The organism is Sphingomonas mali NBRC 15500, from assembly GCF_001598415.1.
GTDB lineage: Bacteria > Pseudomonadota > Alphaproteobacteria > Sphingomonadales > Sphingomonadaceae > Sphingomonas > Sphingomonas mali.
The window spans coordinates 217798-232367 of record NZ_BCYX01000003.1; the positions used below are offsets into that span (position 1 = coordinate 217798).

The window sequence follows — 14570 nt, forward strand, 5'->3', positions numbered from 1 at the left end:
TCGTCTCTTGAATCGCACGATTGCCGAAGGCGCCGTTATTTTGGCGCCGCATGGGCGCGACGCGGCCGTAGCAGAAGCGATGCTGCGCGAGGCAGGTCTCGAAGCGGCGGCCTTCCCCGACATTCCCTCGTTCGTTCGCGCGTTGCGCGGCGGAGCGGGCTTCGCGATCGTCACCGAAGAGGCGCTGCGCGGCGCCGACTTGCGCGACCTCGCCGGCTTCCTTGCCGACCAGGCGGAATGGTCCGATTTCCCGTTCATCGTCCTGACCGCGCGCGGCGGCGGGCTCGAACGCAATCCGGGCGCGGTACGATTGCTCGAGATTCTGGGTAACGTCACCTTCCTCGAACGCCCCTTCCATCCGACGACGCTGATCAGCCTCGCCCGCGCGGCCCGGCGTGCGCGATTGCGGCAATATGAGGCGCGGACGCGGCTCGAGGACATCCGCGCGGGCCAGGAGCGGTTGCGCGTCGCGCTGAACGCCGGCGGGCTCGGCGCCTGGACGATGGAGCTCAAGACAAACACGCTGCATGCGTCGCCCGAATGCAAGGCCCATTACGGCCGGCGCGCTGACGAGCCGTTCGACTTCGATCAGCTGATCGCTGCGATCCATCCCGACGATCGCGAGCGGATGCGCGCCACCGCCGAGCGCTCGATGGCAAGCGGCGAGCATTACGATGTCGAATATCGGATCTTATGGCCCGACGGCTCGCTCCATTGGGTTCAGGTCAATGGGCGGCTGGAATATGACGCCCGGGGCAGGATCTCGCAGATGGTCGGCGTGTCGCAAGACATCACGTCGCGCCGCCGCACCGAAAGCCACCAGGCGGCGTTGATCGCGCTGGGCGATGGCCTGCGCCAGATGACCGACCCTGCCGCGATGTCGTTCCTGGCGACGGAGATCCTGGGGTCGACGCTCGGCGTCAGCCGCGCGGGCTATGGCATCATCGATCCGGTGGCGGAAACCATTACGATCGAGCGCGACTGGAACGCTGCCGGGACCGATAGCCTGGCGGGCGTGCTCCATTTTCGCGACTATGGCTCCTATATCGAAGACTTGAAGCGCGGCGAACTGGTCGCAATCGCCGATGCGCGCGAAGACCCGCGCACCGCCGCGACCGCCGCCGCGCTGGAAGCAATCCATGCCCGCGCGGTGCTCAACATGCCGCTGGTCGATCACAACAATTTCGTCGCCTTGCTTTATCTCAACGACAAGGGGCCGCGCGCGTGGATCGCGGAGGACGTCGCGTTCGTCCGCGACGTCGCCGATCGTACGCAGGCGGCAATCGAGCGGCGCCAAGCGGAACTTTCGCTCGCCGCGCTGGCAGAGTCGCTCGAGCAGCAGGTCGAGGAACGGACGCGCGAAAGCGAGGCCGCGCAGGAACAATTGCGCCAGGCACAGAAGATGGAAGCGGTCGGCCAACTGACCGGCGGATTGGCGCACGATTTCAACAATCTCCTCACCGGTATCTCAGGCGGACTCGAACTGATCGAGATGCGCATCAAGCAGGGCCGGACGGCGGAGATCGACAAATATGTCGAAATGGCGCGCAGCGCGACCAAGCGCGCGGCGGCGCTGACGCATCGGCTGCTCGCCTTTTCCCGACGCCAGACGCTCGACCCGAGGCCGACCGACGTCAACCGGCTGATCGCCAATATGGAAGAATTCCTGCGGCGCTCGGTCGGCCCGCAGATCGAGCTCGAAGTGGTCGGCGCGGGAGGATTGTGGACGACCTTGATCGATCCCAATCAGCTCGAAAATGCGCTGCTCAATCTCTGCATCAACGCGCGCGACGCGATGCCCGATGGCGGCCGCATCACGATCGAAACCGCGAACAAGTGGCTCGATCACACAGGCGCGCGCGACCGCGACCTGCCACCCGGCCAATATATTTCGCTGTGCGTGACCGACACCGGCACCGGCATGTCCGCCGAGACGATCGAACGCGCGTTCGATCCCTTCTACACGACCAAGCCGCTCGGCGAGGGAACCGGCCTTGGCCTGTCGATGATCTATGGGTTCGTGCGCCAGTCCGGCGGCCAGGTGCGGATCTATTCCGAGCTCGGCCAAGGGACGACGATGTGCCTGTATTTTCCGCGCGTTCATTCGCGCGAGGATGCGGAGCAGGTATCACCCGATCATGCACCTCCGACACCGTCCGCTGGCAGCGAAACCGTCCTGGTGGTCGACGATGAGCCGGCGATCCGTGCGCTGATTGCCGATGCCCTCGCCGATTTGGGCTATACCGCGATTGAAGCGGGAGACGGAGCGTCCGGACTGGCGATGCTCCAGGCCAATCCGGCGATCCAGTTGCTGGTCACCGATGTCGGCCTGCCCAGGGGGATGAATGGTCGTCAGTTGGCTGACGCTGCACGAGTCGAACGCCCCGATCTCAAGGTGCTGTTCATCACCGGCTATGCCGAAAATGCGGTGATCGGCAACGGCCAGCTCGAACGCGGGATGCACGTGCTGACCAAGCCGTTCGCGATGGACGCGCTGACCGGCAGGATTCGCGAGGTCATCGGCGACTGAGCGACGGCCGATCGGCCGATCGCGCATTCACCCGCTTGCCGCGCCCTACCCGGCTCTCTATCCCCCGGCGCCATGCTCAAGCTCATCATCGGCAACAAAGCCTATTCGAGTTGGTCGCTGCGCGGCTGGCTGGCGTGCAAGCAATCGGGACTGCCGTTCGAGGAAGTCGTCGTGCCACTGTACGACGACGACTGGGACAAGCGCCGCCAGGGCGACGAATTCGCCCCGTCATCGGGCAAGGTGCCGATCCTGTGGGACGGCGACATCGTCGTCTGGGACAGTCTGGCGATCGTCGAATTCCTCAAGGACAAGACTGGCGCCGACAAGTTCTGGCCGAAGGACGATGCCGCGCGGGCGATGGCGCGATCGATGGCGGCGGAGATGCATTCGGGTTTCGCCGCGCTGCGCAACAAGCACGGCATGAACATCCGCCAGGTCTATCCGCCCAAGCGCCCCGACGACGATGTCGTCGCCGAACTGACCCGGTTGATGGAAATCTGGGCGCAAGCCCGCGCGCGGTTCGGCGGCACCGGGCCTTTCCTGTTCGGTGAATTCGGCGCGGCGGACATCATGTACGCGCCCGTCTGTACGCGCATCGTCACCTATCAATTGCCGGTCGCGCGCTTCGCGGCGGCCTATGTCGAGGCGGTGCTGACGCACCCCTTCATGCAGGACTGGATCGCCGGCGCGCAGGAAGAGGAATGGGTGATCGAGAAATTCGAACATCCGGCGACAAACACCTAGGCAGGGCCCTATACGGCATATTTACCCGCGATCGCGATGACGGTGGGGCGATGGATCCGAACCAGGTCAATCTTGTCCGAGACAGTTTCGTCCAGGTCCTGCTCGACTCCGATGCTGCCGCGCGGTTGTTCTACGATCGCCTGTTCCTACTCGCCCCCGACACCCGCCCCTTGTTCCGGAACGACATGACCGAACAAGGCCGACATTTGATCTCGGCCCTGGCCAAGATCGTCACGGGATTGAGCAGCCTGGACGTCATGCTGCCCGGCCTCCGCAAGCTGGCCGAGCGGCATGTCGGTTATGGGGTGGAGGACCGCCATTATGCGGTCGCCGGCGACGCGTTGATGCACATGATTACCGTGCATGGTGGCTCCACGATCGACAGCGCGACGATGCAGGCCTGGAAGAGCGCTTACGCCCTGGTCGCGGATGTCATGATCGCCGCCAGCAACGACTATCGCGACCTCCACGACGCAGCCTGACCGGCCGCACGGTTGCCGATCAGAACAACGTCGTCAGCAAGTAGAACAGCGCGCCGACCGCTGCCGACGCCGGGATCGTGACGATCCAGGCGACGACGACGTCGCCCGCGACACCCCAGCGTACCGCGCTCGCGCGCTTGGCGACACCGGCGCCGATGACGCAGCCGGTGATCGTATGCGTGGTCGACACGGGAATACCGAGCAGCGAGGCGGTGAACACCATGATCGTGCCGCCGGCCGACGCGCTGAATCCCTGATGCTGGGATAATTTGGTGATGCGGCTGCCCATCGTCTCGATGATTTTCCACCCGCCCATCAACGTGCCCAGGCCCATCGCGATATAGCAGCTGATCGCTACCCAATGCGGCACCTCGAACTTGCCGTGCAGATAGCCGGTCGAGAACAGCAGCACGGTGATGATGCCCATCGTCTTCTGCGCGTCGTTGAGACCGTGGCTCAGCGAATAGGTGCCCGACGAGATCAGGTGGAGCACCCGAAAACTGCGCTCGGCGCCGCGATTGCTGGCACGCGAGAACATCCAACTGGTCGCCAGCATGATCAGCATCGACAGGATCATGCCGAGCACCGGCGACAGCACAATCGCGATCAGCGTCTTGTTGAGCCCGTTCCACTGAATGCCGGTCATGCCGGCATGCGCGACGCCCGCTCCGATGATCCCGCCGACCAGGGCGTGGCTCGAGGATGACGGAATGCCCTTCAGCCACGTCACGATGTTCCAGAACATCGCGCCGATCAGCGCGCCGAAAACGACCCCCGGCGTCACCAGGTTCTTGTCGATCAGCCCCTGCCCGATCGTCGACGCGACCTTGTGCAGGCTGGGAAAGGTGATGGTCAGGAAATAGGCGGCGAAATTGAACACGCCGGCAAAGAGCACGGCATGAACCGGCTTCAACAGCCTGGTCGACACCACCGTCGCGATCGAATTGGCCGCGTCGTGCAGGCCGTTCAAAAAGTCGAACGCCAGCGCGACGAGGATCAGGCCGACCAGCAGCGGGAAAGCGAGATCGTTCATCGACTGGGCTCAGGCGTGATCGATGACGATGCCATCGATCTCGTTGGCGACGTCCTCGAATGCGTCAACGATCCGTTCGAGATGCTTGTAGACTTCGCGTGCGACGATGAAGCGCAGCGTGTCGTCGCGGCCATATTCGACGAAGCCGCGTTTCACACCGGCGCGGTGGATGTCGTCGGCATGGCCTTCCATCCGGACCAGTCGCTCGGTCAGCTCGTGAAGGCGGCTGGCGTTGCGGCCGACATCGCGCAGCAGCGGCATCGCCTCCGCGGTCAGCCGCGCGGCATCGACGATGATTGCCGCCATGTCCTTCATTTCCTGTTCGAACTCGCGAACCTCGTACAGATCGATCGCCTGCACCGCGGCCTGCATCTCGTCGATCGCATCGTCCATCGATCCGATCAGGCTGGTGATGGTGCCGCGGTCGAACGGCGTCAGAAAGGTCTCGCGCACCGTCTTGAGCACCGCGCGGGTGATCTCGTCGGCGTCGTTCTCGCGCTCGATCACTTCGCGGATATGATCCGGCGCCGCGCCCGTGCCGTCCTGGAGCAGTCGCGATAGCGCATCGGCGGCGGCGGTGACCGTCAGCGAATGCGCCTCGAACATCTCGAAGAAGTTGCCGCTCTTGGGCAACAGGCGCTGAAACCAGGCGAACATGGGACTGATCCTCGATTTGGTAGCGGCGGCAAAGCCGGTGCGGCGCGCGGCCGCCTTGAATTCGGACGGGCCGAACGAGCGGATGAGATCGCTGAGATCGGGCTCGTCGACCATCGACGCCGCTTCGGGCAGGCTGACCCAGCGCCGTTCGCGTTCGCCCTGTTCCTTCCAGGCCGTCAGCTCGCGATTGACCGCCAGCGGAAAGACATCGACGTCGATCATCAGCGACGCGCCGTTCTTTTGCCGTTTGCGGTAACGATAGGTCCCGAGCGGAGTCGGACAGACGAGCCCCTGCACCCCCGCTTCCTCCTCGGCCTCGATCGCAGCCGCAGCATGAGCGGCCACTCCCGAAGACGGATTGCCCTTGGGAATGACCCAGCGACGGTTTTCGCGCGAGGTGACGAGCAGGATACGGATCGGGGCGTCGCTGGCGGCGCCTTCGGTCCGGTACGGCAAAGCCGCGATCTGGCGAATTGTCAGAACTCCCTCATTGGCGGCCACGCAAGCGACGACCGGCCGATCGTTCCGCTAGCATCCAGTGCGGCTGCGCGCCATCACAAAACCGCCGGACGATCCGCCAATCAGAACCTGCTCCCGTCCTTGCGCCGCTGCTCGCCGACCGCGCCCGCTAGATGCATGTCGATATCGGGATAGTGGCAATCGCTTGCTCCCCGACCGCCGACCGCGATGAACACGCAGTCGCTGTCGGATCGGTTCTGCAACACATGGCCGTTGCCATCGCCCTTCGGGAATGCCGCGACATCCCCCGCGCGCATCGCATGTTCACCGTCGTCGTCGACGAGAATCGCCTCACCCGACAGCATGACGACAAACTCGTCCTCGCCTTCATGCCAATGGCGTTGCGACGACCAGGCGCCGGGCTTGAGCGTCACGTGGCTGAAGCCGAAATCGGTGACGCCGCTGGCCGGCGCGAGTCGGCGGTACCAACGCTCCTTCACGACGCCGGCATATTCGGGTGGATAGCCGGTGGCGTTGCTCTGCGGGATCGCATCCAGATCGAGCTTGGGCATGCCTATTTCCCCTTGGGAGGCTTCGCGGTCAGACATTGTTCGGCGAACGGCATCACGTCGCCGCCCGAAATATCATCGCGGTCGTCGTCGGTCGCGGCTACCTTCGGGAAACGCGTCCTGATCGCCGCGGCCACGGCTTGCGCCCGCGCGACGCGCGCCTCGGTCGGTGTGCGGTCGGGCCCGCCGGCCGCGCTCTTGCTGTCGAGCATCTCGCGCGCCAGGCGGACGGCGTCGTCGAGCCGATCGGCGGCGGCGACGCAATGGCCCGGGCTGATGTCGACGGCCACATTGTCGTCGGCCTCCTGCGGGACGAGTGACGCGGCGGCGAGAAGGAACAGAATAGGCATTGGTGATTCTCCGCACCCCCGTACGCGCGGACCTTTCCCTTCTCGCCGTTGCAAGGCAAGAGGCAGGTCCTGTCCAGTCGGGGAATGCCGTGCCCAACGTCGTCGAACTCACCAAGGCATTGATCGCCGCCGAAAGCGTGACGCCCGCCAGAGGCGAAGTGTTCGACGTCCTTGCCCAGGCGCTTAGCGTGATCGGGTTCGAGATCGACCGCTTCACCGTTGGCGAAGAGCCCGACGGTCCGGTCGAGAACATGATCGCGATCCGCCACGGCAAGGGTTCGCATTTCGCCTTTGCCGGGCATCTCGACGTGGTGCCGCCCGGCGACAGCTGGACGAGCGGCGCATTCGTGCCGGAGGTTCGCGGCGACCTGCTCTACGGCCGCGGCGCGGTCGACATGAAAGGCGCGATCGCCGCCTTTGCAGCGGCGTCCGCGCGGGTCGAGGGGCCGACGCTCAGCCTGCTGATCACCGGAGACGAGGAAGGTCCCGCCATTTACGGCACGCGCGCGATCCTCGACCGAATGGCTGCGCGCGGACTGACGCCCGATTACTGCCTGGTGGGCGAACCGACCTCGACCGCGCGGCTGGGCGACATGATTAAGATCGGGCGGCGCGGGTCGGTCAATATCTGGGTCGACGTGCCGGGACGCCAGGGACATGTCGCCTATCCGCATCTCGCCGACAATCCGATCCCCAAGCTGGTCGCGGCGCTGGCGGCGATCGACGCGATCGAACTCGACCAGGGCAACCACTGGTTCCAGCCGTCGAATATCGAGGTGACCGACGTGACCGTCGGTAACCCGGCGACCAACGTCATCCCTGCCAAGGCATCGGCGCGGATGTCGATCCGGTTCAACGACGAGCAGAATGGCGAAGATCTGGTCGCGTTGATCGAGCGGACGGTGAAGGCGCACGCGCCCGACGCGCATGTGATCGCCCGCATTTCCGGCGAAGCGTTCCTGACCCAGCCGGGCGCGCTGTCGGCCCTGGTCACGCGCGCGATCGAGAAAGTCGCGGGCGTCGTGCCGGCATTGTCCACCACCGGGGGGACGAGCGACGCACGCTTCCTGTCCCAGCTCTGCCCGACGGTCGAATTCGGGCTGGTCAACGCGACGATGCACAAGACCGACGAGGCGGTGGCGATCGCGGACTTGCATGACCTGGTCGACATCTACGCGGAGATCATCACGGCAGTTGGTTGATGAGCCTACGGCTCGTGGCGTCGCGGAATCTGGGCGTGTGGTGCGTATCGGCATGAGCTAGGCTGCCTGCAGATCACTGAATGCAGGACGATTCGTGGCCAGTTCCTCCGTTGCGCCCCTTCTCTCCCCGGTCGGCGAATTGTTGCGCGAATGGCGCGGCGCACGGCGCATGAGCCAACTCGATCTCTCGCTCGATACCGGGATTTCGACGCGACATCTCAGCTGCATCGAAACCGGCAAGGCACGCGCCAGCCGCGAGATGGTGGCGCGCTTGGCCGATGCGCTCGACATGCCGCTGCGTGACCGCAACGCCCTGCTCCGCGCCGCCGGCTATGCCGCGATCCATCCCGAAAGTGCGCTGGCGGCGCCCGCGCTCGACCGCGTCCGCCAGGCGATCGACCTGATCCTGACGCATCAGGAACCCTATCCCGCTTTCGTCATCAGCCGTCATTGGGAAGTGCTGGAGGTCAACCAGGCGGCGATCCGGATGAACAAGCTGCTGCTCGGCGATTGGCAAAGCGCGCACAGCAATTTGATCCACCAATTGTTCGATCCCAACGACTTCCGTCAGGTCATTCTGAACTGGCCGGAGGTCGCGCGGCGCTTCGTCCGGCACCTGCATGACGACCTTGCCGCCAACCCCACAGATCGCCGCTCGCGCGCGCTGCTCGACGCCGCCTTGTCCTATCCGGGCGTGCCGCAGCGTTGGCAGCTTGGCGACGCCGACGATGACGGCGACCCGATCGTCACCTTCACCTTCGCCAGCCCGCGCGGCGAGCTGCGCTTCTTCGAAACGATCACCACTTTCGCCGCGCCGCACGACGTGACGCTCGACGAAATCCGCATCGACTGCACCTTCCCGGCCGACGAACATACCGCCGCGGTGTGCGCCGAACTGGCGCGGAATGGTTAGGCGGGAATCAATCTGACCGGCAGGCCGTCCTTGGGCCGCGGGATCGGGAACATCTGCCAGGCATCGCCGGCGCCCTGGTCGATCTCGATCCGATAGCGTGTCAGCAGGTGTGCGATCAGCAGTTTCATCTGCATCTGCGCGAAATGCAAGCCGAGGCACATATGCGCGCCACCGCCATAGGGCACCCAGGCGAAGCGATGGCGGCCCTTCGACGCCTCGGGCGTGAAGCGCATTGGATCGAATCGCAGCGGATCCGGCCAGATGTCGGCCATGCGGTGCGTCCAGGCGATACCGATTCCGACATTGGTGCCCGCGGGAATGTCGAAGCCGCCGAAACTGAAATCCCTGAGCGCGCGGCGCGGCAGGGACGGTACGGGGGGCATCAGCCGCAGTGCCTCGCGGAAGGCGTAATCGGTCAGGGTCAGACGATCGAGTTGCTCAGTCAGCGGTGTCTGCGCGTCGAGCCCGGCAATCTCTTCGCGCAATCGTTGCTGCCAATCAGGATGGCGCGCGAGCAGCATGACCAGGGTCGTCGCCGACGAGGTGATCGTGTCGTGCGCGGCCATCATCAGGAAATTCATGTGGTCGGCAATCGCGGCAGCCGACAGCTCCTGTCCGTCCTCGTCGGTCGCGCGGCAGAATTGCGAGAAGAAGTCCTCGCCATTGCCGCCCCGCGCGCCGCGCCGCCGCGCCGGGATCTCGCGTTCGAACCAGTCGATCAGATAGGCGCGCGCTTTGACACCCCGCCGCATCATCGTTCCCGGTAGCGGCGAGCGGATCGGCGCGACGCTCGCCTGCACTTCATCGACGAAGGCCTGGTTGATGCGGTCGGCCTCGGTGCCGAGTGATACGCCGAGGAAGCTGGTCGCGGCGAGATCGAGCGTCAGCTTCTTGATCGCGTCATAGAACCGCAGGCTACCGCTCCATTCGCCGATCCGCGAGGCGATGCCAGCATCGAGTTGAGTGGCGTAATGCCGCATCGGCTCAGGCTTGAAGGCGACCGACAGAGTCTTCCGATCGGCGCGATGCTTCTCGAAATCCATCAGCATCAGCCCGCGCGGGAACAGCAGGTTGAGCAACGGTCCCCAGCCCTGTTCGGACGAGAATAAGCGATCGCGGTCGAACAGGACGAGTTCGTTGGCGTCGGGGCCGAGCAACGTCACGCTGGTGCTGCCGAGCGCGCGGTTGCGATAGACCGGGCCGAACCGCTCGAACATCTCGCGCCCAAACTTGACGGGGTCGGCCAGCAGGCGGAGCGAGTTGCCAAGGATCGGCAGGCCATCATCGCCGGGGATATGCGCCAGCGACCCTCCTGGGTTCCGCGGCAACCAATGCGGATTGGCACCGAACGTGTGGGCATAGGCCATAGGCCCTGCTTATCCTAAGCGGACCAGCACCGGCAACCAAACCGGCGGCCGCTGATCAGTCACCTGCTTTGTCTCCGCCGTCGCCGTCGTCCGGATCTTCGCTGGCCGCACGGTCAGACCGTCGCCCTTCCCGCGCAGTGTGGATCAGCAATGCGACGATGCCGCCGATGATCAGGAGATAAAAGATCACTCCACGGTGACCGACTTCGCGAGGTTGCGCGGCTGATCCACGTCGGTCCCCTTCACCACAGCCACATGATAGGCCAGCAACTGTACCGGCACCGCATAGACCAATGGCGCGATCAGCGGGTGGACCTTGGGCATCTCGATCGTCGCCAGGCAGCCGTCGCCTGCTTCGGCCAATCCTTCAGCATCGGAAATCAGCACGATCTTACCGCCACGCGCCTGGCTTTCCTGCATGTTGCTGACGGTCTTTTCGAACAGCGGACCCGACGGCGCGATGACGATGATCGGCACATTCTCGTCGATCAGCGCGATCGGCCCGTGTTTCATTTCACCTGCTGCATAACCTTCGGCATGGATGTAGCTGATTTCCTTTAGTTTCAGCGCCCCTTCCATCGCCAGCGGATAGTCGGGACCGCGGCCGAGATAGAGCACGTCGCGCGCCGGCGCGATAAGGTGCGCCATGCCGGCGATCGCATCGTCATAGGCAAGCGCGGCGTTGAGCGCGGCGGGCGCCTCGATCAGTTGCTTGACCACCGCGACCTCTTCCTCGCGGCTCATCTTGCCTTTGACGACCGCGAGATGCGCGGCGAGCGCAGCCAGCACCGCGAGCTGGCACGTGAACGCCTTGGTTGAGGCGACGCCGATTTCCGGGCCGGCATGCGTCGGGAGCAGCAGATCGGCCTCACGCGCCATCGTGCTGGTCGGCACGTTGACGACGACGGCGATCTTCTGGCCCGCTTTCTTGGCGTGGCGCAGCGCCGCCAGCGTGTCGGCGGTTTCGCCCGACTGGCTGATGAACAGCGCCAGCCCGCCATCCTCGAACACCGGGTCGCGATAGCGGAACTCGCTGGCGACATCGATGTCCACCGGTACGCGCGCGAAGCTCTCGAACCAATATTTGGCGACCAGCCCGGCATAGAAGCTGGTGCCGCACGCTACGATGGTGATGCGCTTCACCGTCGACAGGTCGAAGTCCATCTGGGGCAGCGCCACGGTCTGCTCGACGCCGCGGATGTACGAGCGCAGTGTCTGCGCGACGACGATCGGCTGCTCATGGATTTCCTTGAGCATGAAGTGGCGGTAATTGCCCTTCTCGATCATCGCGCCGGTCGCACCCGACACGGTGATCTCGCGTTCGACCGGATTGTTGTCCGCGTCGAAAATCTGCGCGCCGTCACGGGTGATGACGACCCAGTCGCCCTCATCGAGATAGGCGATACGCTGCGTCAGCCCGGCCAGCGCCAGCGCGTCCGAGCCGAGATAGGTTTCGCCCTCGCCATAGCCGACGACCAGCGGCGACCCGAGCCGCGCGCCGATCAGCAGATCGGCATGTTCACGGAAGGCGATCGCCAGTGCGAAGGCGCCGCGCAACTGTGGCAGGACCTCCTTGACGGCGTCCTGCGGCGACTTCCCAGCCTCGACCTGCTCGCTGACCAGATGCGCGACGACTTCGGTATCAGTTTCGCTCTCGAACACCCGCCCGCGCGCCTGCAGCGCCTCGCGCAGCGGCTTGAAGTTCTCGATGATGCCGTTGTGGACCAGCGCAACTTCCTTCGTCGCGTGCGGATGCGCATTCGACGTGGTCGGCGCGCCGTGGGTGGCCCAGCGCGTGTGCGCGATGCCGGTGGTGCCGGGCGCGGGATCGGCGGCAAGTACCGCCTCCAGATTCTTGAGCTTTCCCTCGGCGCGGCGACGGATCAATTGGCCGTTCTCGACCGTGCAGACGCCAGCCGAATCATAGCCGCGATATTCCATCCGACGCAGTCCTTCGACCAGCCGATCAGCGACCTGTTCCTTGCCAACGATTCCGATGATTCCGCACATGGTTGGGACGCCTTCTTATAAAATGTAGGGAACGCGGATGCCCGGCATGTTGGCCGGGAAATCCTTGGTATTCCGGGTAACGAGGACACGCCCGCGCACCATCGCGCTGGCGAGAATGATGGCATCGGATGATTTGAGGCGCGGACGCTCGCGCCGTAAGGCGGTGGCGCGCGACGCAATCTCGGCATCGACCTCATCCACGCCAAAGCCGGCGAGAAAGGCTTCGGTATCGCGCAACGCCGCGCCCGACCCCTTCGACAGCACTTCCACCAACACCATGCGGCTGATCCAGGGGCGCGCGCCCAGCCCGATCGCCCGGCGAATTTCGGCACGCGCCGGTTCGTATCCGACGAGCACGTCGATCACGATATTGGCGTCGAACGTATAGCCGCTCACTTGGCGACCCCCTTTTTCGCATCAGGGTAGCGTCCGGCGAGCATGTCCAGGTGAATCTGGCGCTGCCGGTCATCCTCGGCATCGAACAGATCGGGAAACTCGGCGCGCACCTCTTCGTAGTCAACGTCCCAGGGACGCGTCGAGGACGCACGTTCGCGCCGCTGCCACTCTACCGCATCGCCAATGTCGTTCCGGTCTTTCCAGGCCCCGAACCCCCGCTCGATCCACTCGGTCCCGTTAGCGGGTTGTGACTGCGCCTTGTAGGTGGCGACCGCGTCGCGGAGCACCGACGCGCGCGATTTGCCCAATTCGGCGGCGCGCTGGTCAAGCCATTTAACGTCCTCGTTGGGAAGATCAGCGAGGATGCGCGTCAGGCGAAGACGATCCATAATGATATACCGATATCATATCATGATATCATGTCAATGATGCGAACCGCTATTTTCCCGCCTTCTTCGCCATCATCATGTCGCGGAAGCGCTTCGCCCAGCCCGGCTTAGTCTGCTGCTCTGGCCGAACGAGGCGGAGCGCGTCGGGTTCCACATCCTTCGTCACCGTCGAGCCCGCGCCGACGATCGCCCCGGCACCGATCGTGACCGGCGCGACCAGCGCCGAGTTGGATCCGACGAACGCGCCCTCCCCGATCACCGTCTTGTACTTGAAGAAGCCGTCGTAATTGCAAGTGATCGTGCCCGCGCCGATATTGGCGCCAGCGCCGATCTCGGCATCACCGAGATAGGTCAGGTGATTGGCCTTGGCGCCCTTGCCCAGCACCGCTTTCTTGACCTCGACGAAATTGCCGACCTTGGATTTCTCGCCCAGCACCGCACCGGGGCGCAGACGGGCATAGGGACCGACCTCGGCACCGGTTCCCACGGTAGCGCCTTCGATATGGCTGAAGCCGCGGATGATCGCGCCGTCGGCAATCGATACGCCGGGGCCGAAAAAGACGTTGGGCTCGATCAGTACGTCACGCCCCACCTGGGTATCGAAGCTGAACCAAACGGTCGCGGGATCGACCAGAGTGGCACCCTCCGCCATGGCGCGGACACGGCGCTTGGCCTGCCAGCTCGCGTCGACGGCGGCGAGCTCGGCCCGGCTGTTCACGCCCGCCACTTCGTCCGCGGCGGTCTCGACCACCACCGCGCCTGGCCCGTCCTTAACCGCCAGTTCGGCGAGGTCGGTGAGATAATATTCGCCGGCGGCATTGTCGTTGGTCACCTGGGCAAGCAACCGGAACAGATCCGCCGAGCGCACCGCCATCAGGCCCGAATTGCACAAAGTCACCGCGCGCTCGTCGGCCGAAGCGTCCTTATACTCGACGATCTTCGCGATGCGGCTATCCTTATCGGCGATGACACGCCCGTAAGCGGCGGCATCGGCGGGGCGGAAGCCGAGCACCACAACACTGGGCTCGCCGTCGCTGTGCAATCGCTCGATCATCCGCGCCATCGTCGCGGTGGAGACCAGGGGCACGTCACCGTAGAGGATCAGCACGTCTCCGTCGAAGCCGGAGAGCGCCGCCTCGGCCTGGCGTACGGCATGGCCGGTACCGAGTTGCTCCGTCTGGATCGCGACCTCGACCCCGAGCGGGGTCACCGCCGCCTCGACCTGTTCGCGACGCGCCCCGGCGACCACCACGACGCGTTCGGGCGCGAGCGCCTGCACGTTGTCGATCAGGTGGAGCAGCATCGGCCTTCCCGCGATCGGGTGAAGCACCTTGTGCAGATCGGACTTCATCCGCGTGCCCATGCCGGCGGCAAGGATGATCGCGGCGATTGGATTGGTCATGGCAGGGGTCTCCGTGCCCCGCGCCCTGCCACGAACATATTGCCATTTCCATAGCGATGCTGGCAGG

14 protein-coding genes are annotated in these 14570 nt (G+C 64.8%); 5 read left to right on the forward strand and 9 right to left on the reverse strand.

The genetic code is table 11. The features are described from left to right. The first annotated feature begins 7 nt into the window (after positions 1-7). The 3 genes from SMA01S_RS04835 (at position 8) to SMA01S_RS04845 (ending at position 3756) form a co-directional block, all read left to right on the forward strand. Complete coding sequence (locus tag SMA01S_RS04835) at positions 8-2530, forward strand: ATP-binding protein (RefSeq protein ID WP_084250075.1); 2523 nt, start codon at positions 8-10, stop codon at positions 2528-2530. Between the two features lie 72 nt (positions 2531-2602). Beyond that, positions 2603-3274, forward strand: a complete 672-nt coding sequence (locus SMA01S_RS04840; RefSeq protein WP_066818022.1) for a glutathione S-transferase family protein — start codon at positions 2603-2605, stop codon at positions 3272-3274. A 50-nt stretch (positions 3275-3324) separates the two neighbouring features. Further along, positions 3325-3756, forward strand: coding sequence for a globin domain-containing protein (locus SMA01S_RS04845; protein ID WP_066818026.1), 432 nt, complete (start codon positions 3325-3327; stop codon positions 3754-3756). Positions 3757-3775: 19 nt separating this feature from the next. On the opposite strand, the gene SMA01S_RS04850 is transcribed toward SMA01S_RS04845, so the two are convergent. From SMA01S_RS04850 to SMA01S_RS04865, 4 genes are all read right to left on the reverse strand, one after another. Beyond that, complete coding sequence (locus tag SMA01S_RS04850) at positions 3776-4789, reverse strand: inorganic phosphate transporter (RefSeq protein ID WP_066818028.1); 1014 nt, start codon at positions 4787-4789, stop codon at positions 3776-3778. A 9-nt stretch (positions 4790-4798) separates the two neighbouring features. Then, complete coding sequence (locus SMA01S_RS04855) at positions 4799-5902, reverse strand: DUF47 family protein (protein ID WP_245649160.1); 1104 nt, start codon at positions 5900-5902, stop codon at positions 4799-4801. 125 nt (positions 5903-6027) lie between these two features. Next, positions 6028-6477 carry a cupin domain-containing protein gene (locus SMA01S_RS04860; RefSeq protein WP_066818030.1) on the reverse strand — a complete coding sequence of 150 codons (450 nt, stop codon included), beginning with the start codon at positions 6475-6477 and terminating at the stop codon, positions 6028-6030. Between the two features lie 2 nt (positions 6478-6479). After that, positions 6480-6824 (reverse strand): hypothetical protein, encoded by a 345-nt coding sequence (locus tag SMA01S_RS04865; protein WP_066818032.1) that lies wholly within the window; start codon positions 6822-6824, stop codon positions 6480-6482. Positions 6825-6913: 89 nt separating this feature from the next. On the opposite strand from SMA01S_RS04865, the gene dapE reads away from it, so the two are divergent. Both dapE and SMA01S_RS04875 read left to right on the forward strand, forming a co-directional pair. Continuing rightward, positions 6914-8026 carry a succinyl-diaminopimelate desuccinylase gene (dapE, locus tag SMA01S_RS04870; RefSeq protein ID WP_066818035.1) on the forward strand — a complete coding sequence of 371 codons (1113 nt, stop codon included), beginning with the start codon at positions 6914-6916 and terminating at the stop codon, positions 8024-8026. Between the two features lie 94 nt (positions 8027-8120). Then, positions 8121-8939 carry a helix-turn-helix domain-containing protein gene (locus SMA01S_RS04875; RefSeq protein ID WP_066818038.1) on the forward strand — a complete coding sequence of 273 codons (819 nt, stop codon included), beginning with the start codon at positions 8121-8123 and terminating at the stop codon, positions 8937-8939. Here SMA01S_RS04875 and SMA01S_RS04880 read toward each other — a convergent pair. The 5 genes from SMA01S_RS04880 to glmU all read right to left on the reverse strand — a co-directional run bounded on the left by SMA01S_RS04880 (position 8936) and on the right by glmU (position 14503). Beyond that, positions 8936-10306 carry a cytochrome P450 gene (locus SMA01S_RS04880; protein WP_066818041.1) on the reverse strand — a complete coding sequence of 457 codons (1371 nt, stop codon included), beginning with the start codon at positions 10304-10306 and terminating at the stop codon, positions 8936-8938. The genes SMA01S_RS04875 and SMA01S_RS04880 overlap by 4 nt on opposite strands. 186 nt (positions 10307-10492) lie before the next feature. Further along, the gene (gene glmS, locus SMA01S_RS04885; RefSeq protein WP_066818044.1) at positions 10493-12316 is read right to left on the reverse strand and encodes a glutamine--fructose-6-phosphate transaminase (isomerizing); all 1824 of its coding nucleotides are present in this window, start codon (positions 12314-12316) and stop codon (positions 10493-10495) included. 15 nt (positions 12317-12331) lie between these two features. Further along, complete coding sequence (locus SMA01S_RS04890) at positions 12332-12712, reverse strand: PIN domain-containing protein (protein ID WP_066818581.1); 381 nt, start codon at positions 12710-12712, stop codon at positions 12332-12334. Next, complete coding sequence (locus SMA01S_RS04895) at positions 12709-13101, reverse strand: ribbon-helix-helix protein, CopG family (RefSeq protein ID WP_369405656.1); 393 nt, start codon at positions 13099-13101, stop codon at positions 12709-12711. The genes SMA01S_RS04890 and SMA01S_RS04895 overlap by 4 nt, the downstream gene beginning before the upstream one ends. A gap of 49 nt (positions 13102-13150) precedes the next feature. Beyond that, positions 13151-14503 carry a bifunctional UDP-N-acetylglucosamine diphosphorylase/glucosamine-1-phosphate N-acetyltransferase GlmU gene (gene glmU, locus SMA01S_RS04900; RefSeq protein ID WP_066818583.1) on the reverse strand — a complete coding sequence of 451 codons (1353 nt, stop codon included), beginning with the start codon at positions 14501-14503 and terminating at the stop codon, positions 13151-13153. Positions 14504-14570 lie beyond the last annotated feature (67 nt).